This is a genomic window from Shewanella sp. 5_MG-2023 (assembly GCF_030547465.1).
Lineage (GTDB): Bacteria > Pseudomonadota > Gammaproteobacteria > Enterobacterales > Shewanellaceae > Shewanella.
This window is the reverse complement of sequence record NZ_JAUORC010000007.1, coordinates 130830-150686: the sequence shown is the minus strand read 5'-3', so window position 1 is coordinate 150686 and position 19857 is coordinate 130830. Positions and strand designations below refer to the sequence as shown.

14 protein-coding genes and 4 tRNA genes are annotated in these 19857 nt (G+C 41.2%); 15 read left to right on the top strand and 3 right to left on the bottom strand.

The genetic code is table 11. The annotated features are described in order from the left end of the window. Positions 1–80 precede the first annotated feature (80 nt). From Q4557_RS05870 to Q4557_RS05830, 9 genes are all read left to right on the top strand, one after another. Positions 81–4871: a response regulator gene (locus Q4557_RS05870; RefSeq protein WP_303411325.1), complete on the top strand. Its 4791-nt coding sequence runs from the start codon at positions 81–83 to the stop codon at positions 4869–4871. Positions 4872–4916: 45 nt separating this feature from the next. Then, on the top strand, positions 4917–5939 hold the full coding sequence (locus Q4557_RS05865; RefSeq protein WP_303411323.1) for a two-component system response regulator: 1023 nt from the start codon (positions 4917–4919) through the stop codon (positions 5937–5939). 276 nt (positions 5940–6215) lie between these two features. After that, entirely contained in the window at positions 6216–6812 is a 597-nt protein-coding gene (locus Q4557_RS05860; RefSeq protein WP_303411321.1) for a hypothetical protein, read from the top strand. Positions 6813–7076: 264 nt separating this feature from the next. After that, on the top strand, positions 7077–7721 hold the full coding sequence (gene uvrY, locus Q4557_RS05855) for a UvrY/SirA/GacA family response regulator transcription factor (protein ID WP_102440278.1): 645 nt from the start codon (positions 7077–7079) through the stop codon (positions 7719–7721). Positions 7722–7772: 51 nt separating this feature from the next. Next, a complete protein-coding gene (gene uvrC / locus Q4557_RS05850) occupies positions 7773–9605 on the top strand; it encodes an excinuclease ABC subunit UvrC (protein ID WP_303411318.1) in 1833 nt (610 codons plus the stop codon). A 45-nt stretch (positions 9606–9650) separates the two neighbouring features. Continuing rightward, positions 9651–10199 (top strand): CDP-diacylglycerol--glycerol-3-phosphate 3-phosphatidyltransferase, encoded by a 549-nt coding sequence (pgsA, locus tag Q4557_RS05845; protein ID WP_076539933.1) that lies wholly within the window; start codon positions 9651–9653, stop codon positions 10197–10199. Between the two features lie 183 nt (positions 10200–10382). Further along, positions 10383–10458: transfer RNA gene (locus Q4557_RS05840), tRNA-Gly, on the top strand. A gap of 15 nt (positions 10459–10473) precedes the next feature. Beyond that, positions 10474–10547: transfer RNA gene (locus Q4557_RS05835), tRNA-Cys, on the top strand. A gap of 45 nt (positions 10548–10592) precedes the next feature. Next, positions 10593–10678, top strand: a tRNA-Leu gene (locus Q4557_RS05830). Between the two features lie 317 nt (positions 10679–10995). On the opposite strand, the gene Q4557_RS05825 is transcribed toward Q4557_RS05830, so the two are convergent. Together Q4557_RS05825 and yqfB are read right to left on the bottom strand one after the other, a co-directional pair. Next, a complete protein-coding gene (locus Q4557_RS05825) occupies positions 10996–11709 on the bottom strand; it encodes an SGNH/GDSL hydrolase family protein (protein WP_303411316.1) in 714 nt (237 codons plus the stop codon). Positions 11710–11736: 27 nt separating this feature from the next. Continuing rightward, positions 11737–12057, bottom strand: a complete 321-nt coding sequence (gene yqfB, locus Q4557_RS05820; protein WP_102440275.1) for a N(4)-acetylcytidine aminohydrolase — start codon at positions 12055–12057, stop codon at positions 11737–11739. 140 nt (positions 12058–12197) lie between these two features. Between yqfB and Q4557_RS05815 the strand changes: the two genes are divergently transcribed. The 6 genes from Q4557_RS05815 (at position 12198) to Q4557_RS05790 (ending at position 17629) form a co-directional block, all read left to right on the top strand. Next, positions 12198–13577 (top strand): leucine-rich repeat-containing protein kinase family protein, encoded by a 1380-nt coding sequence (locus Q4557_RS05815; protein ID WP_102440274.1) that lies wholly within the window; start codon positions 12198–12200, stop codon positions 13575–13577. A gap of 60 nt (positions 13578–13637) precedes the next feature. Then, the gene (locus tag Q4557_RS05810; RefSeq protein WP_303411313.1) at positions 13638–14225 is read left to right on the top strand and encodes a uracil-DNA glycosylase family protein; all 588 of its coding nucleotides are present in this window, start codon (positions 13638–13640) and stop codon (positions 14223–14225) included. A gap of 203 nt (positions 14226–14428) precedes the next feature. Then, a tRNA-Leu gene (locus tag Q4557_RS05805) sits at positions 14429–14514 on the top strand. A gap of 677 nt (positions 14515–15191) precedes the next feature. Further along, positions 15192–15875: a hypothetical protein gene (locus tag Q4557_RS05800; protein WP_303411311.1), complete on the top strand. Its 684-nt coding sequence runs from the start codon at positions 15192–15194 to the stop codon at positions 15873–15875. Positions 15876–15925: 50 nt separating this feature from the next. Beyond that, positions 15926–16480 (top strand): Npt1/Npt2 family nucleotide transporter, encoded by a 555-nt coding sequence (locus tag Q4557_RS05795; protein WP_303411309.1) that lies wholly within the window; start codon positions 15926–15928, stop codon positions 16478–16480. A 183-nt stretch (positions 16481–16663) separates the two neighbouring features. After that, on the top strand, positions 16664–17629 hold the full coding sequence (locus Q4557_RS05790) for a hypothetical protein (protein WP_102476062.1): 966 nt from the start codon (positions 16664–16666) through the stop codon (positions 17627–17629). Positions 17630–17951: 322 nt separating this feature from the next. On the opposite strand, the gene Q4557_RS05785 is transcribed toward Q4557_RS05790, so the two are convergent. Then, positions 17952–19835, bottom strand: a complete 1884-nt coding sequence (locus tag Q4557_RS05785) for a metallophosphoesterase (RefSeq protein ID WP_303411305.1) — start codon at positions 19833–19835, stop codon at positions 17952–17954. Between the last annotated feature and the right edge of the window lie 22 nt (positions 19836–19857).

Sequence of the window (19857 nt, the reverse complement as noted above, 5' to 3'; positions counted from 1 at the left end):
AACTATTACTCAAAAAGCACTCATTGCGACGTGATATTCAAGGTCAACCGTCTCGCACAACAGTATGGGGAACAATAAACATGAATCTATTATTAAGCCTCGTCATTGTTGGGTTATTGCTATTACTAGGTTGGTGTTTTTGGCGTCTAAAGGCGCAAGTTAATCATGATATTGCCCGCTATTTTGAAGGCGATAAAAATAGGATTTACTTTAGCCTCATCATTGTTTCTTTCTTACTGCTCATCTCATCTATCGCTGCAATTAGTTTGAATGTTGCTTATAAGCATGACTTGCAAAAAAGTGGCTTAGCCTTGGAGTCGGTGTCTAAAACCACTGATGCAGCCTTGGCATCTTGGTTTTTGGGCTGGCAAAACCGAGTGAGTGCAGTGGCTACAAATCCTTTATTACTTAAGCGCACTACAATGTTAGCTAAGTTAGACTCGAAAAAAGCGCCACTTGTCGGAAATCAACATGTGCTTTGGTCTCGCGAAGCTTACGGGCGTTATAGTCAGGCCTTTGGCACCTTAGGATTTTTTGTTATCTCAGTTGATGGAGTCAATATATCTTCAAGTCGTGACAGCAATTTAGGTCAAATCAATATCGTTAAACAACAGTATCCGATGCTATTTAATCAAGTCTTGGCCGGTAATATTGTCATTACTCCACCTATGCCATCAGAAGTGGCGTTATCAAACCCATTTGGGTTGAAGCAAGCTGAAACACTCACCATGTTTGCCTTAAGCCCCATTACTCAAGATGATGGCAGTATCAGTGGCATTTTGTCACTTCGTATTGACCCTTACATTGAATTTGCCAAGCTGACTCAAAGTGGCGCGGTGGGTGACACTGGTGAATCATACTTTGTCGATGCCCAAGGAAGAATGCTGTCTCACAGTCGCTATGAAAATGACTTGGTGTCACTGGGTTTATTAAAAGCAGGTCAGGTATCAGTACTTAATTTGACTGTGACTAATCCGCAGAGATTATTATCAGAAAAGCAACCTGCTAACGGCCGTCGGGGCAAGGGAGCGTTAACCCTAGCAGCAAAAGAAATTAGCCTTAAACACGATGGTTATAGTTATCAGCCTTATCGTAATTACTTGGGGCAATATGTTATCGGTGTCTGGAAATGGGATGAGCGCTACGGTTTTGGTATTGTGACGGAAATGACCCTTGAAGAAGCCAGCCGAAACTATTTATTTTTTCGAAATATTGTCGTGATGCTGATTGGTATTATTGCCATTTCTTGCTTGCTTCTGACATTTGGTGGTTGGTGGCTAAGTCGTCATGTACATCGGCGCTTTAAAGCTGATAATGAAAGGTTAGAAAAAACTATTTCAATACGAACCCAAGATTTACAAGAGCGTGAAGAGCGCTTATGGGATTTATATGAAAACTCTGCTGTAGCTTATGCCACATTAGATCTTCAAGGCCGCTTCACTAAACACAATAAACAATTTGCACAGATTACTGGTTATGACCGCAAAGACTTCTCGTCGTTAACTTGGCATGACGTACTCGCCACTAAGCACGCTAAAGGCGAACAAATCTTTAGCCAAGCGTTGCAAGGCATTGATACGTCTGATGCACGTGTAGAGCTTGTTAATCATTCAGGTCATACCTTAATTGTTTCATTATCGACCCGTGTTGAAACCGATGTTGCGGGTGAATTTAGTGAAATCCGTTTATCTCTATTAGATATTAATGAGCAAGAAACTGTCCGTGCTGAGATGCAACAAAATCAACATCAATATCAAACATTGGTTGAGAATATTCAAGGCGCAGTATTTAGATATAAAGTCACTAATTTTGACATAAACCATTACCATTTACAGTATATTAGCCCCAACATAGAACCAATAACTGGCTATAAAATGGCAGACTTTATCGGTGAACATCCAGTTAGAAGACTTGCTGATATTGCTTTTGAAAATGATATAGAGCATTTAAAAGTCATGGTTGAACAAACCATCAAAGCGCAAGATAAAATTGTCGCGGAGTTTAGAATTATTAATCGCTCAGGTGAGCTACGCTATTTACAAATGAATGCTCAGTTTGACGGTAATGGCAATAACATGTCAGGTTTTTTTGATGGCATTGTGTTTGATATTACCGAACAAAAAATTGCTGCCAATCGGTTACTCGCATCAGAAGAAAAGTTAGAAGTGGCCTCAGAAAGTGCGCAAATGGGAATGTGGGACTTTTATCCTAATGAGCAACAAGTCGTGGTTAACCGCATGTATTCAAAGATGCTAGGTTATGAACCAACTGATTTATGTCAAGAGGATGACAAGTGGTCGCCATTAATCAATGGCGCGCAAACCTTTATTGATTTAGTCCACCCCGATGAGCAAAACTTGATCTCCAATCCGCAACAAGCATTGGCTGCAAGTGACAATAAAATTCTTCGCCATGAACTGAGAATGCGCAGAAAAGACGGCAGTTACGATTGGATTTTAAGCGTTGGACAACCTTACTCTTTTGATAAGCATGGGGTTCCCGATCGGATCAGTGGGGTTCATATCAACATTAATGAAGCGCGAGCATTACAAACTAAACTTGCCGCCGCTATTTCAGCCGCTGATAGTGCAAATCAAGCAAAAAGTGATTTCTTAGCCAATATGAGTCATGAAATTCGTACACCGATGAATGCCATAATTGGCATGTCCCATTTAGCATTAGACACCCAGCTGACCCCTCAGCAACGCAATTATATTGAAAAAACCCATCGCTCGGCACAATCCTTATTAGGGATTATTAATGACATTCTCGATTTTTCTAAAATTGAAGCGGGTAAGCTAGCTTTAGAACATATCGAATTAGATATCGAAGCAGTGTTAAACAATGTTAATAACCTCATTGGGATCAAGGTCGCAGATAAAGGTTTAGAGCTGCTATTTGATATTGATAATACTATCCCTAAAAACCTATTAGGAGACCCACTTCGCCTAGGGCAAGTGCTCATTAACCTCGCCAATAACGCGGTAAAGTTTACTGAACGTGGCAATATTATTATTGCAGTCAAACTCGAAAGGTTAACCAGCCAACAGGCTTTCATTCGCTTTTCAGTAACAGATTCCGGTATCGGAATGAGTCAAGAACAACAATCAAGATTGTTTAAAGCCTTTTCCCAAGCTGATGCTTCAACTACCCGAAAATACGGCGGCACAGGCTTAGGTTTAGCCATTTGTAAGAATTTAGCCGAATTAATGCAGGGCAGCATAACGGTAACAAGTGAGCTTGAGCAGGGAAGTACGTTTAGTTTGTATTGTCCTTTTGAGTTAAGTCGTTCAACGTCAGTGACTCTCGATACCTTGGAAAAACGTCGCTTTGATGGGCAATCAGTGTTGCTGGCTGATGATAATGATATCGCTCGCTCGATACTGACTAACCTATTGGGCTCAATAGGTTTACAAGTAGTAGCCGTTGCCAGTGGCCGTGAGGCTATACAATATATTGCGGCAGGTAATAAGCCAGATTTTGCTTTAATCGATTGGCAAATGCCAGGGGTTGACGGTGTTGATGTAGCTAAGTTTATTGGCGAGCTTGCGCCCGAGCTTAAACCTAAACTCATCATGATTACCGCTTTTGGTAGAGAAGAGCTACTCATGAGTGTAATGTCTGTTCACATCGACCATATTTTAACTAAACCTATTACGTTAACAACATTAACCCAAAGCCTATCTTCATTAGTGTCTGGGAAATCTTTAGCAGATCCTCGAACTAAGGTTCAAAGCCCATTCGATAAGGCGATCACCTCTTTGGTAGGAGCAAAGGTGCTTGTTGTTGAAGATAATGATCTCAACCAAGAGTTAATTGAAGAGTTATTAATTAATAAGCAAATTGATACTGTTTTGGCTGAGAATGGTCAACAAGCCATTGAGTGTTTAGCGCAGCAAGATTTTGATGGGGTGTTAATGGACTGCCAGATGCCGGTGATGGATGGCTACACTGCGACCTCGTTACTCAGGCTGCAGCCACAATTTCAACACTTGCCCATTATTGCCATGACAGCGAATGCCATGGCTGGTGACCGTGAAAAAGCGTTAGCCGCTGGGATGAATGATCATATCTCTAAACCTATTGACGTTGAGTCGATGTTTATCACTATGGCCAAATGGATAAGCCCAACGGTTGCCACTAACACTACTAAGCCAGCGAAATCGGCAATAGAAACGACAGATGCCGATGTCGTTAAGTTTGCCCTAAACCTCAATTCAATTGCCTGTGATCATATTGACGTAGCCCTAGGCTTGAGCCGAATTCAAGGTGATATAAGCTTGTATCACAAATTATTAGTAAGATTTATCCGAGGGCAAAAAGCTTTTCCGCAGTATGTTGAACAAGCTGTTATAGATAATGATACCGAACTGACTCAGCGGTTGGTACATACCTTAAAAGGGGTTGCTGGCAGCATTGGCGCACAAATGCTTGCCACATTGGCAGCAAAGTTTGAACAAACGCTTGATAGTCTATCTGAAGCACACTATGAGCGGGTTTTTACAAAACTATCAATAGAGTTACAAGGAGTATGTCATGACATTGAACGGCTATTGCCTAAGCGACTACAAATATCAGAGCCATTGCAATTATCAAAGCTACAACCAATAGGTGCTGATTTCGCCCAAACTGCATTAGAAAATCAAACTTTGAATAAGTCATTAGCAATTGAAACCTTAGAAGTCCTCATTTCAATGCTATCGAATTTTGATATGGAAGCCACAGAGTATTTTATTAGCCACGGACAATGCTTAAACTTAAAACCATTAATACATGAGTATCAACAGCTTGATTATCAATTGTCGGAATACGAGTTGGATCGTGGTCTCGAAATTGCCAACCAAATGCTTGAGAAAGTAACAGCCATGTAATTGAGGCTTATTCACTAAAAATTTTTGCGTTTAATAGGAGTTCAAATGGAAAGGCAAACCATTTTAGTGGTCGATGATACCGCTGAAAATATCGATGTGTTGGCCGGTGTATTAAAATCTGACTATCAGATTAAAATTGCCAAGAACGGCAAACTCGCGTTAAAAATTGCTAAGGCAATGACATTAGACCTCATTTTGCTCGACATTATGATGCCCGGTATTGACGGTTTTGAAGTTTGCAGGCAATTGAAACAAGATAAACGCACCCAGCACATTCCGATTATATTTGTTACCGCAAAAATATCTGCGGCAGATGAATTAAAAGGGCTCGAGTTAGGGGCTGCAGATTACATCACTAAACCCTTTAATCCACCGATAGTATTAAGGCGAGTGCAAACCCAGTTAGCCTTAACCAGTCAAAGCCGCTTGTTGGCCTTACAGGTAAGGCAAAAAACAGCTGAAATTTCCCAAAATCAATTGAACGTGATCCGCCGCCTTGGGCGCGCTGCTGAATATAAAGATAACGAAACCGGCATGCATGTTATCCGTATGAGTTATTACACCCATATATTGGCCCTTGCAGCAGGGCTAAGCGAAGACGATGCCGAGCTATTAATGCACGCCGCCCCCATGCATGATGTGGGTAAAATCGGCATATCGGATGCCATCTTAAAAAAAACCGACAAATTAGATTTTGACGAATTTGAACAAATGAAAAAGCACTGTGAAATCGGCGCTGAAATTTTAGGCGAGCAAGACTCTGAATTAATGGATGTTGCGCAAACTATAGCCTTAACCCATCACGAAAAGTGGGACGGCAGTGGCTACCCCAATGGTTTAAGCGGAGAGGATATACCGCTTTATGGCCGTATTGTGGCAGTGGCAGATGTGTTTGATGCACTCACCAGTAAGCGTCCTTATAAGGAAGCCTGGCCCGTTGAAAAGGCGCTTGAATTACTTAAAAAAGAAGCTGGAACACACTTTGATCCGCAGCTTGTGCCACTTTTTGTTGAAAAATTAGATCAAATTCTTGAAATAAAGGCTAAATTTAATGAAAGCGATACATAGTAGCAGTTTAAAAGCATGCAATAAAAGTTGAGGTGTTGGGGGTGTTTGTTAAAATTTTGCTATGAATTAGGTGCTGTTATCGTCAGTTATTGTTGGATTCACAAGCAGTTATTGGCTAAATAAGCCATTTGTGATTTTAAACGATGAATAGCGAGTATGATCCGAATATAAGCGGCTCATATTCTTGATGTGCCGTTAAATGCCGTCATTAAATACACTCGATAATTGCTATGGCTAAATACATATCGCAATACTTGTTCAACAGAGGAAATATCAATGTCTAATACGCTTTTCAGTAAAAAAATGCTGCTGACTGCGGTTATGCTTCCAGCACTGTTAACCGGCTGTGCTACAGGTGATACACCAGAGGCTAAAAAAGCCAATGCCCGCAAAGAAACCCAAGCCGCATTGCAAGAAATTTATGCTGAGCACAATGAAGCTAAAGCTGCGGTAGCGAGCTCTGTGGGATATGTCGTGTGCACTGGCAGCAATAGTTACTTATTTGCATTATCAACCGGTGGCGGTGTTTGCGTACTCACCTCTAAAGGCCAAAACTCCTATTACCGTTTTGCAACCGGAGGCGTCGGTGCTGGCATTGGCTGGAAGCAAATGGCATTCGTGCAAGCATTTATGAATAATAATGCTATGACACGTTTTAAAGAGTCAGGCTATGAAGGCCAAGCTCAAGCAGAAGCGAGCGCTAAATATGAAGACAGTGGCGATCAAGCTTCAGCTAACCAATCAGTTGATGTAACAGGTGTAAAAACCTATCAAGTTAACTTAATGGGCGCCGCAGCTCAGGCAACCGTACAAGGTTATAAGTATTGGGAAACCGATTTTTCTGATGATTTCATGGAAAATAGTGAAGACTAATTTTTTCTAATGACTTGAAGCACAAAAAATTAAAAGCCGTAGTAGGCAAATGCTACGGTTTTTTGTTGGTTGTTATATTTGTATATCGCAACAGTCTAATAATTAACCGCCAACAGGGGCTAGTTGTTAGTGGTTGCATAAGGAGTGAACAATTATGCCATTATTGTGGTTAATATTGCTTTGCGATACTCGTTCAATAGGCTAAATTACAACGGTAAGGATATGATAAAAATTCAGGAAGAATACGCTTAAGGTGGGTTGAAGTTGATTTCAGTATATTTAGTTGATGATCATGAGCTAGTGAGAACCGGTATTCGACGTTTATTGGAAGATGAGCGTGGTATAAAAGTGGTTGGCGAAGCGCCGGATGGCGAAACCGCCGTGCAGTGGTCACGTCAAAATGAAGCTGATGTTATTTTGATGGATATGAACATGCCCGGTATGGGCGGTTTAGAAGCGACCCGTAAAATTTTACGTTATCAACCTGAAGCTAAAATCATCGTATTAACCGTACAAACTGAAGACCCTTTTCCTACCAAAGTCATGCAAGCTGGCGCCTCTGGTTATTTAACCAAAGGGGCAACACAGCCTGAGGTATTAAGAGCCATTCAGCAGGTATCTCGGGGGCAACGTTATTTATCTCCAGAGATTGCCCAGCAAATGGCCTTGAGTCAGTTTAGTCAAACAGACGAAAACCCTTTTAGCAGCCTGTCAGAACGTGAGCTTCAAATTATGTTGATGATCACCAATGGTGAAAAAGTCAACGACATTTCTGAAAAGCTCAATTTAAGCCCGAAAACCGTTAACAGTTATCGCTATCGTTTATTTGCCAAGTTGAATATTGGTGGTGATGTAGAGTTGACCCGTTTGGCGATTCGCTACAAAATGCTTGATGCCAGTTCTTTTTAGTTAATAGGTGTTGAATCAAACTGGTATTTCACACCTATTTTAGGATAGTTGATGCCATCTCGTTTTAATCCAAAGTTATTTCTCAAGAATGTTTCTTCTTCGCCAGGTGTTTATCGGATGTACGATGACAAGGGCGAAGTCATTTATGTTGGTAAAGCAAAAGATCTTAAAAAGCGCTTATCATCTTATTTCAGAGCCAATATTCCCCATGTAAAAACTCAAGCATTAGTGGCGCGTATTGCCAATATTGATGTCACACTGACCCACAGTGAAACCGATGCGTTATTGCTCGAAAATGATTACATCAAGCAATACATGCCCAAATACAATGTATTGCTGCGTGATGACAAATCCTATCCTTACATTTTGCTCAGTGGCCATAAGCATCCACGACTTGCTTATCACCGTGGCCCTAAGCGTGAAAAAGGCCATTATTTTGGCCCATATCCAAATGGCGGTGCAGTTAGAGAAAGCTTACATCTGATGCAAAAGCTGTTTCCTATTCGTCAGTGTGATGATCTTTATTATAAGTCGCGCTCTCGACCTTGCTTGCAGTATCAATTAGATCGCTGCAGTGCACCCTGTGTTGGTCGCGTAAGCGATGATGAATATTCCGAGCAAGTGAAATTAGCCAGCCTGTTTTTAAAAGGCAAAGATCAGCAAGTGATCAGTGAGCTAGTGGTGAAGATGGATAAGGCTGCCAATGAGCTAGAGTACGAACATGCAGCGCAATTTCGCGATCAAATCACCGCCCTAAGGCGAGTGGCTGAGCAGCAAGAAGTGTCTAATCACAAAGGCGATATGGACGTGATAGGGGTACATTACGCATCAGGTATCGTTTGTTTTCATTTATTATTTATTCGAGATGGTAAAATCTTTGGCAGTCGCAGCTATTATCCAACCGTGCCAGCACAAACTGAGCTTGAAGAAGTACTCGTCTCTTTTATGGGGCAGTTTTATTTAAATGCCGACATCCAGCGCACAATTCCTAAAGAAGTATTATTAAGTCACTCCTTTGAAGAACTAACTAGATTACAACAAACTATATCTGCGGCATTAGAACGAAAGTTTGAAATCAAAACACATGTCAGAGGTGAGCGAGCAAACTTTTTACGCCTAGCACTAACCAATGCCACCAATGCGGTTAATACGCGCCTGTCCCACAAAAATACCGTTGAGCAGCGCTTTCAATTATTAGAAGAAGCATTAGAGCTAGGTCACCCAATCCAGCGGATGGAATGTTTTGATATCAGCCATACCATGGGCGAAAGTACCGTTGCCTCTTGTGTGGTGTTTAACCGTGAGGGGCCTCACAAGTCCGATTATCGCCGCTACAATATTAATGGCATTACCGGTGGTGATGACTATGCTGCCATGGAACAAGCCTTAAGTCGCCGATTTGATAAAATTGATAGCAAGGGTAAGGTGCCAGATATTGTATTTATTGATGGTGGTTTAGGCCAGTTACGTATTGCACAGCAAATAGTTGATGAAAAATGTATGCATTTAGATAATGCGCCTTTACTGATCGGGGTAACGAAAGGCGAAGGTCGTAAAGCAGGGCTTGAAACCTTTGTGTTTGGTGGCTCGGAAGATACCTTTGAATTACCCAGTGATTCACCAGCATTTCATTTAATTTTGCATATCCGTGATGAGTCCCACCGCTTTGCAATTACAGGCCATAGAAATAAGCGCCAGAAAACCCGAAATACATCGACGCTAGAATCCATTGCTGGCGTGGGGCCTAAACGGCGCAAACTATTGTTACAACATTTGGGCGGTATTCAAGAAGTGAAGGGCGCAAGTGTCGCTGAATTAACAAAAGTTCCTGGAATTAGCCTAGAAATGGCACAAACAATCCATGATGCATTGCGAGGGGGATAAAATTAAGGCAAGATTGGCGCTGCTTCTGACTATTTGGTTTCGTTCATGCCTTTTAATTTACCTATAGCATTAACTTTATTTCGGCTTGTTTTATTGCCGGTATTTGTTGTTGTGTTTTATCTTCCCTATTCGTGGGCCCCTTTTGCTTCGGCATTTATCTTTTGGCTTGCTGCGGTAACTGATGCGTTAGACGGTTATGCGGCGCGAAAATTAAAGCAGTCGACTCGCTTTGGTGCTTTTCTTGACCCGGTTGCCGATAAAATAATGGTGACCACGGCGTTAGTATTACTAGTGCAGCAAAATGATAATATTTATCTAACCTTAGCGGCATTATTCATGATCGGCCGAGAAATTGTGATTTCTGCGCTACGTGAATGGATGGCAGAAATCGGTAAACGCGGTGTTGTCGCAGTATCATGGATTGGTAAATACAAAACGGCGGCGCAAATGGCGGCGATTGTTGGTTTGATCTGGCAGCCGAATGAATTTTTGACCGATGTGGCTTATGGCTTGTTTTATATTGCTGCAGTGCTGACTTTCTGGTCGATGATGAGCTATATTTCTGCAGCATGGAAAGACTTAACGGCTGAGTAGCGCAATAAAACTTCAATACGTTTACTTAGTGTTCACTCAGTTAATTTTGTTGAAAACAGCAATTGACACCGACACTGAAATCGGTAGAATGCACCCCCGTAGACAAGGATGCTTCGGCTTATAACCAAAAGGTTTTAGCTACAAGACATCAGGTTTATTTGAAAAGATAAACAAATGATTTACGCGACATTAGCTCAGTTGGTAGAGCGATACCTTGCCAAGGTATAGGTCATCGGTTCGAACCCGATATGTCGCTCCAAATCATGTTTATATCGGCGCGATGGCAGAATGGCTATGCTGCGGATTGCAAATCCGTCGACCTCGGTTCGACTCCGGGTCGCGCCTCCACAAATTTTGTTTAGTTGTTATATTAACAATTAAAACAACACTTATGCCCGAGTGGTGGAATCGGTAGACACAAGGGATTTAAAATCCCTCGCTTAATAGGCGTGCCAGTTCAAGTCTGGCCTCGGGTACCATCATTTACATACGACTTAGTATTAAGGTGTATGGTACAAAAAAGCCTCAATGTAAGTTGGGGCTTTTTTGTATCTGAAATTTGTTGGAATGAATGATTTTACTAAAAAATCCCTCGTCGTTTTAAGATAGGGCGTGCCAGTTCAAGTCTGGCCTCGGGTACCATTATTCTTCTATAAAGCGCTTACATACGACTTAGTATTAAAGAGTATGGTGCGAAAAAGCCTCAACATTAGTTGGGGCTTTTTTGTGTTTGCAATTTGGCTATATCAATTTCATTTCTTAAAGTTATTTTGAAGGGGTGTGGTTGAAGTCTGGCTTACGCTTTCACCTTAATCATGTCGCATGCTTGTTGTCCCCAGTGGGCATAAATAACCTCACTTGGATGAAACCCATCAATGGCCATTGGCGCATCAGCTAACGTCAATTCCATATTAAGTTGTTCGCATGGCAGTGAGCTTGTTTGAACCCAATTAGAAAGAGCTAAGTTGAACTCTCGGCTTCTTGCGCCTAAAAACCACCTAAAAGGCTGTGGTAACGCTGGAAATCGATCCATTGGAGGCACATTAGTAATGATAATTTGTGTTCCACCTAACTTTGATGTGATCAATGCGCACAACTCACTTAATTGTAATATCCATGTTTTTGCCGATATTGGACTCAGCACATCATTTACGCCCAGAGAGATAACAATAACATCTGCTTTTGTTAGCTGATTTTGATGGGTCATGAGTTTGACTTTATTGAGGCAGTTTTGGGTGCTATAGCCACTTTGGGCCACCAGTTGCCAATTGAGCTGATAATCATTAGAGAGCCGCTTAACCATGTTTCCCGCCAGTGCTTGTTGCTGGTGGCTTACCCCAACTCCCGCTGCAGCAGAGTCACCTAGGATCAGTAGCGACAATTGTGGCGAACGGCATGAGGCATTAACGCGCTTGCCGCTTGGCTCTGGTAATTTTATGGTGGTTTTTTTTACCCAAATAGCCTGTACTAAATAAATAGGCCATAAAAATATTAGTGTTAGATAGTGCAATGTTACATTCCTTTGTTATGTGCTTATTTAAGGGGTTACGACCTTAAATTTGATTTCATAAAGCTGTTCAATACCCGGATACACTTCCTGTATTAAGGCTTTTAATACTGCCAAGGGCATATTTTCTTGCTGCGCATGCAAGTCGGTTAATTGTGTAAATGGCACTGTATTAACGGAAATAACCTTGATGTCGCAAAACCATTTATCTTCCTCAAAGGTGGATACGGTTAACGTTTCACCTGCAATAAAGTGGGATTCACTGTCATCGCGTAAGGTAATAGTTTTAGCGCCTGACAGAATGTCTGTTTCAAAGCGGCTGAAAAAAGTGATGCTGTTAAGTGCTGGCATAGTGGCTTTGAGCCTTTATTAATTGCAGGTTTATTGTGCGTTATAGTAAATCAGTTTACTGAGGTTTGCCTTAACTTGTTTATCTGTTTGGCTTATCATGAGCGCCATTGCGACTTACTGCTTATTTTAGGATATTTCCATTGCATACTTTGGCTCAATTACAGTCTGGTGAATTACACCAAAACAAGATAAAACGATTACAGATAGCTGAAGGGTTAACCAGTTTTCCCATGGAAATTATTAAGCTTGCTGATTCCCTTGAAGTGCTTGATTTGTCGAATAACCGTTTATCATCGCTACCTGATGAGTTTGAGCAGTTGCAACAGCTTAAAATTTTATTCCTATCGTTTAATTGTTTTACTGACATCCCAGATGTCATTGCTAAATGCCCAAAGCTTGAAATGATCGGTTTTAAAGCCAATCAAATAACTACAGTTGCCGAAGATTGTTTTCCTGTTGATACCCGCTGGTTAATTCTCACTGACAATAACATTGAGCAATTACCTCAATCCATTGGCAAGCTACATCGACTACAGAAGTTTGCCATGGCAGGCAATAAGCTCAACAATTTGCCGCCATCAATGAGTCAATGTACATCACTAGAGCTATTACGTATTTCAGCCAATGAATTGACTGTTATTCCAGATTGGTTATTCAAACTGCCCAATTTAGCTTGGTTGGCATTTAGTGGCAATCCTATAACAGCGCCTGTTATCAATAGTGATGACGCTGCTGTTAATAGTGGTTGTGCGTTAACGCCAATGGCGCAGTTATCATTAGGGGAGCAATTAGGCCAAGGCGCTTCAGGGGTGATTTATCAAGCACAATGGCAGCAGGACTCTGGCACAGCACTGGACGTAGCGGTGAAAATATTCAGAGGTGCGGTGACATCAGATGGTTACCCAAAAGATGAATTACATTGCTGTTTGCAAGCAGGCTTTCATCCTAATTTAATTGGCGTACTTGGCTTTATTGCTGATGCTGACAATCTTGGTTTAGTCATGGAGCTCATTCCTCAGCGTTATTACAACTTGGGTTTACCGCCGTCACTGGAAACCTGTACTCGCGATACCTTTTGTGATGACATGGATATATCCCTAAGGCAAATCGTCACCGTTATGCGCAGTATGGCAGCTGCGCTAGCCCATTTACATCAACATAAAGTCAGTCATGGCGATATATACGCTCACAACACCATGATTGATAGTGATGCCAATATGCTATTTGGTGATTTTGGCGCAGCAACGGACTTGTCAGCGCTTGCAGTAGAGCAAGCAGCGTATATGCAAGCCATTGAAGTCAGAGCATTAGGTAATATGCTAGATGACGTATTGGGGCATTTTAATGAATTTACAGGCCATGATAATAACCAGCTAAGGTTAGCAACTGCAGATAGTCAGATCATTAGCCAATTAAGCCAAATAGTGTCTAGTTGTTTGCAGGCTGACGTAGCGATGCGACCTCAGTTTATTCATATCCAGCAGCAATTAGCCACCATTCAACAGCAGTTATTGGATTAACAATCGTCGCTTATATTTAGGCCCAGATAGTTAAATTTATAAACAGGATAGGGGAGCGTTATGCCTGCAGCGTCATTAACGTCGTTAGTTGCACAAGTACGTCAATGCCAGCTTTGCCTGCATGCGTTGCCCCATGGCGTTAACCCAGTGATTCAAATTGATCCGCTAGCGCGTATTCTTATTGCTGGGCAAGCTCCAGGCCTTGCGGTGCATAAGTCTGGCATCCCGTTTGATGATAAAAGTGGTGACAGGTTACGAGATTGGTTAGGCATCGACAAAGACACCCTTTACGACCCTAAACAGATTGCGATTTTACCCATGGGCTTTTGTTATCCCGGTAAGGGGAAAAACGGTGATTTAGCGCCAATGAAAATGTGCGCCCAAACGTGGCGGCAACCCTTACTTAACCACTTAACTGATGTGAAGTTAACTTTGCTTATAGGCAAGTATGCTCAAGACTATCACTTGCCAAACAGGCAACAAACGCTGACAGAAACTGTTAAACATTGGCGTAATTTACCTTCGGGCATCATTGCATTGCCTCATCCAAGTCCTCGCAACAATATTTGGTTAGCAAAAAATCCATGGTTTGCTGAAGATTTATTACCAGTAATAAAATCGACAGTGCAGAATATTTTGCATGCTTAAGTGAAATATTTAATTGAAAGGGCTAATTTAGCTATGTTTTTAGACGAATTGATTGCAAAGTCAGCACTTGAACAATAAGTTTCATTTTTTTATTGATCCATTCTGAAAAACCAGTAAAGTATGCACCAAGTTCAGCGGCAGCAAGCAATTGCAGCAATTGAAAACAGATTCCGTAGCTTGTTTCGACAAGTTACAACAAGTTTGCCCGAGTGGTGGAATCGGTAGACACAAGGGATTTAAAATCCCTCGCTTAATAGGCGTGCCAGTTCAAGTCTGGCCTCGGGTACCATATTACATACGTAAGTATGGTGCAAAAAAGCCTCGACATTAGTCGGGGCTTTTTTGTGTCTGAAATTTGCTCAATGAATGACAAGATATAACAATCCCTCATCGTTTTAAAATAGGGCGTGCCGGTTCAAGTCCGGCCTCGGGTACCATCAGTTTTATTATCAAAAATATACGTCAGTATGGTGCCAAAATGCCTCAACATTAGTTGAGGCTTTTTTGTATCTGAAATTTGCTAAATGAATGACAAGATATAACAATCCCTCATCGTTTTAAAATAGGGCGTGCCGGTTCAAGTCTGACCTTTTTGTATCTGAAGTTTGTGAAATAGTGATATTTGCTCGTTCAAGTCTGGCGAGTACCACGAGTGAACACAGCTAAATTTAGCCGCGTTACATTGAAACTTTGTGTTGAAATCCTGATCCGTATCAGGTGTGTTAAAACGACGAAATCAATCAGATTCATCGACTATTGTTGACGGACTTATTTGAATTGTTCTTGCTAAATTAATGTATTAAATCAATTAGCCATATCGGATTTTTAGACGATAAAAAATCCTCTCAATCAATATCTTTACGTCGCTGGGATGAGTGTTGCCTTTAGCTTTACATATTTGACAGTACACATGCCTCTGCTAAGCTTTTCGATACCCTGAAAGTAAACAAGGTATTATTTACAGGTATGGAAGCAAACAGCAGGAACGACTTAAGTTACCTAGAACGCTTAATGAGATTGTTTACTCATGTGCAACCGGGAGAAGGTAAGTCAACCTTGATGCTCTCCGCTTACGCCTGTTTGCTACTGTTGCTGTATTACATTTTAAAGCCTATCCGTGAAGCACTCATCCTCTCTGAACACACCGCTGAAATACGCACTTACACAATAGCGATTCAAGCTTTGGTGTTAATGATATTGGTTCCTTTATACGCTAGCTGGATCAGGACTCAGGGAACGAATGCAATATTGCCCAGAGTAACCTTAGCGGTGGCAATGAGTTTATTGCTATTTTGGGGACTTTATTTGTTTAAGGTGCCTATTTCAATTCCTTTCTTCGTTTGGCTGGGCGTGATCAATGTACTGTTAATTGCCCAGTTCTGGGCCTATGCTGCAGATATTTACAGTCCAGATGAGGGTAAACGCTTGTTTGCTTTTGTTGCAGCAGGGGCATCTTTAGGATCATTATTAGGTGCGCAAATTAGCAAACATCTATTTAAGCTTGTTGGTGCTGAAGGCTTGATGCTAGTCGCTGCAATTTTACTGTTCACGACGATGTGGTTGCCCAAATTAGTAGGATTGAAATCTAAAAAAAAAAGCCGAGTGGCTATCATGGTCATTCATTCAAAGCAGGTTTTGATACCGTACTGAATAATCGTTACTTGTTGGTGATTGCTGGGTTTGTAGTGTTACTCAACTGTGTGAATACTACAGGAGAATACATTCTGGCCAAATGGGTGCAAATTCATGCGCAGCAGGGAGCCGATGTCAAACTGATTATAGGTGAGTTTTACAGTGACTTTTACACTTGGGTAAACTTATTCAGCATGATAATTCAGCTATTACTGGTTTCTCGAATATTCCAGTGGATCCATATACATGGTGCCATTCTAATTTTACCCTTTGTCGCTTTTGTGGGCTATGGACTAGCGACTTTTATCCCTATATTCACCCTATTTAAGCTAATAAAGATTGCTGAAAATAGCATAGATTATTCATTACAAAATACTGCCCGGCATGCACTGTTTCTGCCTTTAAATCAGCAACAAATTTTTGAAGGGAAGACTGTGATCGATGCATTTTGTTGGCGTTTGGGAGATTTGGCTCATGTGGTGATCATCTTTATTGGCCTTAAAGTATTCAAGCTTGATCATTATGAGTTTGCGGCGGTTAATCTGGTGCTTTCCCTGTTTTGGATAATATTGGCATTTAACCTTGCTCGCAAGCATAAGCAATTGGTCAATGAGCATGATTAATACCTGTTTTAATTCTGATGTCTTGCTAAGCGCTAACTAATTTTAAGTAGTTGCATTGTCATAAACGGATTTGTTATCTGTGGCTTAAAGAGCCTAAATATATCGATATAAGTGAAATCCATCGCCCTTAAAAATAGACTTTACCAGCGTGATATCTCATCGATTGAATAGAAGGAGCGCAATATGCAATATTTGAAGATGGCTTTTTTTCTGACGATATATTTAGTCGCTTTCTTGTCTCACGCTGTAACCGTTCCTTTAATCCGAGATGAAACGGTTATCTTTGACTTATTAAATGATGGCGATATTAATCTTTCTAAAAGTGTTGCTAAAGCGTTCACGACAAAAGAAAGTATTATGGAAATTCGCAGGGTAGGTTTAGTCAAAAATAGTGTACAGATACGTGCCGCCTTTCGAGATAAAACAGTAAAAGATTATGCTAGAGGTAACGTTGGTTTAATGTATTACGATAGCTACTATAATGAATTAGCAGCATATATTATTTCAAAATACCTTGGCCTTAATATTATTCCTGCGACAGTGCTTCGAAGTATACCAATAGGGAAAAAAGGGCTAAAACCGAGTAAAAAATTGAGAAAAGGCAGTTTGCAATTATGGGTAGAGAATAGTGTCGTGCTTTACGATTTAACTGCTCTTAGCCTGCCTTACCCGGGATCCGCCGAATATAAAAATCACCAAATAAAAGAAATCAAAACATTCGATTGTATTATTGGCAATGTTGACAGGCATGCTGGCAACCTTTTAGTCGATCTGAATGAAAGATTTGAAGACCCAAATGAAGTGACGGACAGGAAAAAAGCTTATCTTGGTAAAATTTGGGCCATCGATCACTCTAGATCTTTTTATCGAGGGCCTCGGCTAGACATCCGAACTTGTAAGCTAAGTAAGTTAAAGTCAGATGCTATTAGCATGCAGTTTATGCAAGGGATGAGAGATTGGAAAATTGAAGAACTAGAAAAAAGACTCCGAGCGAGTGGTCTATCTGAGCAACAATTAGCTCACCTCAGATTGGAATCTATTGAGCATCGCTTTCAAAAAGTAAAACAACATTTTGAGGAGCAGCAGCGAAAGAGTGGCATGACTGATGAAGAATATTACAGCTCGGGGCTTTGGCATCGGGTTTGGTGAAGGTTAAGCGATTAAGTTCGAAGACGGCTTAAAAGATGACATGTCAAACCCGCTGTAATATAGCGCTATTTACAGGGGCTTACAATCTCTTGGTTACAGCCTCAGTAAATCTACAATCATTTAAGTCAATATCAGTATCTTGCCTGTTATCCTCTCTATGAGTTTGGTTAACTCTTTATCTTAATTAGAGTATTTGGCGTTTATGGGCTAGTACAGCGCTTTTGCTTAAGCTCTTATATTGAAAATAAACACGGAATTACTGACAGGTATGGCATAAATCACTTAAGCGGCTTAAGGTAGCGAGCGTAGTTAATGAGGATTTTTACTCATGTTCTGCCAGCTTTTTTAATAACAGATCACGACGTTTGAGTAACGCCTTGATTTGTTTTCTCTTGAGTAGGCCATTAGTGAGTTTATCTAGGCTTTGATAGTCTAAGTTTTTTAATTGATGTTCAATTTTTAGCGAGTGACGCAAACGTGCCGCCTTTAAATATTTTGGTGCGTGTTTGCCAGTTCTAAAGCTTCGAGAGTGGTCTATCATCCACATCATCCAATCCGCTTCTGTATAGAGAATATTGCTTTGGGTTCTATCTACATTGAAAATTAAAATATCAAACATATTCATCAGGCTGGCTTGGTATGACAGAACGCAATACTCGCTTGGATAACGTTCATCCTCGATGCGATTTTTTTCGTTAAAAGTGTCATCTATCCACAATTGTAGCGAGCCCTGTTTATTTTTGATGGTTCGAAGTACCGTTGGCGGGATCATATTCAATCCAAGGTGACGGGCTATCCTGTACGCTGCTATTTCGTATTTATAACTGTCGGTATTGCGATATTTATCTTTAGAGGCATTTCTGGGGATGATATTTTCAGTTTTAAAAATAGCTTTGAAACGCAGTCCGTTATGTTCCAAATAAGCTTTTTTCGACTGTGTCACACCAGTCCCTATAGGCTCAAGTTTAGTGATAATTGCCTGTGTTAATAACTGTTCCCAGTCCTGATAGCTGTGGCCTTGGTAAATCTCACGGTATTGACCATCGTCAACCTCAAAAGGACGCCATTGATTACCATCAAATTGTTGAAGTTCATCTTTGTTAATGGCTAATAACATTGGATTGCCCTGATAATATTTTCGGTACAGTCCAGTGTCAGTATTGATCACCTTGCCCTTCATTCTGCTTTCAAAAACGCGGCTACTCGTGGTTGTGTGACCAATCACCAATTGTTTGGCCTTATAGTGTTGCAAAACGCGATCAAGTATCTCTTCCTCAAAGATTGGATGGCAAAGAGCTGAGCCTCTATACCAGAATTGACTTTCTCCATCGAGGTAAAAAGACTGGCTGAGATTAACAAAGCTTTGGTACAAGGATTTATGTTCGTCAGAGCCTGCAGATAGTAACCGCCGTGCTATTTTTTCTTGGCGACTAAAGAAATCATCAAGGTGACTTAATGCGCCTTGGAGTTTTAATTGCTCAAAAGCTTCCATGTAATCATGTATTACTGTTGCTGATTCGTTGTTTACTTCGGCTAAGGTTGACAGAGGGAACTTGGCAGAAAGTCCACCATGGAGAAATAGCACCTCATTGATCTTTAATATACTGGGCTTGCTCAACAGCCAACGGCCATATTTACCCTTGGTAGAAAAGAGCTGCATATGGCCAAAGTAGCCGGGAGGGTATTCAGTGTTAAAGGTCGATAATAGCGATTGCTGACTCATTCCGGCACTGGTTTCAGTTGCATATGAAAGGTATTGCTGCCAGTAATTTTCGCGTACGTCCGCAGATTCATCATCCAGGTAGTGTTTATATTCATCAGTGGGTACGTAGTTAAGTTCACGGATAAGGTTCATCAATTCATGATTACCCAACACAAGATGTACTGCGCCTCCTGCTGCGGTGGCCTGTTGCTCTAAACGCATAAACAAGTCCATTACTTTGCGGGAGTCAGGGCCTCTATCCAGCAGATCGCCTACACTGACTAGCTGAGTGTCGCCAGCTTGCCAGTTCAGTTGGTCATCGATAATGCCTGCTGCACGAATTAATGTTTCAAATTCACCATAGTCGCCATGGATGTCACCAACAACAATAATTTTTGCTGTTGTTGATAGCTCAAAGCTCTCGTAGGAGGCTGAGGTTTCCTGTAATGGAATAAAAGTGCATAGCAGTAGAACAACACTTATCACAGCATGGTTAAGGTTCATGGTTGAGCGCTGGGTAAGGTGA

Excerpts from the sequence above, each read along its gene's own strand:
- pgsA (WP_076539933.1), top strand. The coding sequence starts at position 9,651 with ATGCCTTTTAATTTACCTATAGCATTAACTTTATTTCGGCTTGTTTTA.
- Q4557_RS05870 (WP_303411325.1), top strand. The coding sequence starts at position 81 with ATGAATCTATTATTAAGCCTCGTCATTGTTGGGTTATTGCTATTACTA.
- Q4557_RS05865 (WP_303411323.1), top strand. The coding sequence starts at position 4,917 with ATGGAAAGGCAAACCATTTTAGTGGTCGATGATACCGCTGAAAATATC.
- Q4557_RS05800 (WP_303411311.1), top strand. The coding sequence starts at position 15,192 with ATGGAAGCAAACAGCAGGAACGACTTAAGTTACCTAGAACGCTTAATG.
- yqfB (WP_102440275.1), bottom strand. The coding sequence starts at position 12,057 with ATGCCAGCACTTAACAGCATCACTTTTTTCAGCCGCTTTGAAACAGAC.
- Q4557_RS05785 (WP_303411305.1), bottom strand. The coding sequence starts at position 19,835 with ATGAACCTTAACCATGCTGTGATAAGTGTTGTTCTACTGCTATGCACT.
- uvrC (WP_303411318.1), top strand. The coding sequence starts at position 7,773 with ATGCCATCTCGTTTTAATCCAAAGTTATTTCTCAAGAATGTTTCTTCT.
- Q4557_RS05790 (WP_102476062.1), top strand. The coding sequence starts at position 16,664 with ATGCAATATTTGAAGATGGCTTTTTTTCTGACGATATATTTAGTCGCT.
- Q4557_RS05810 (WP_303411313.1), top strand. The coding sequence starts at position 13,638 with ATGCCTGCAGCGTCATTAACGTCGTTAGTTGCACAAGTACGTCAATGC.
- Q4557_RS05860 (WP_303411321.1), top strand. The coding sequence starts at position 6,216 with ATGTCTAATACGCTTTTCAGTAAAAAAATGCTGCTGACTGCGGTTATG.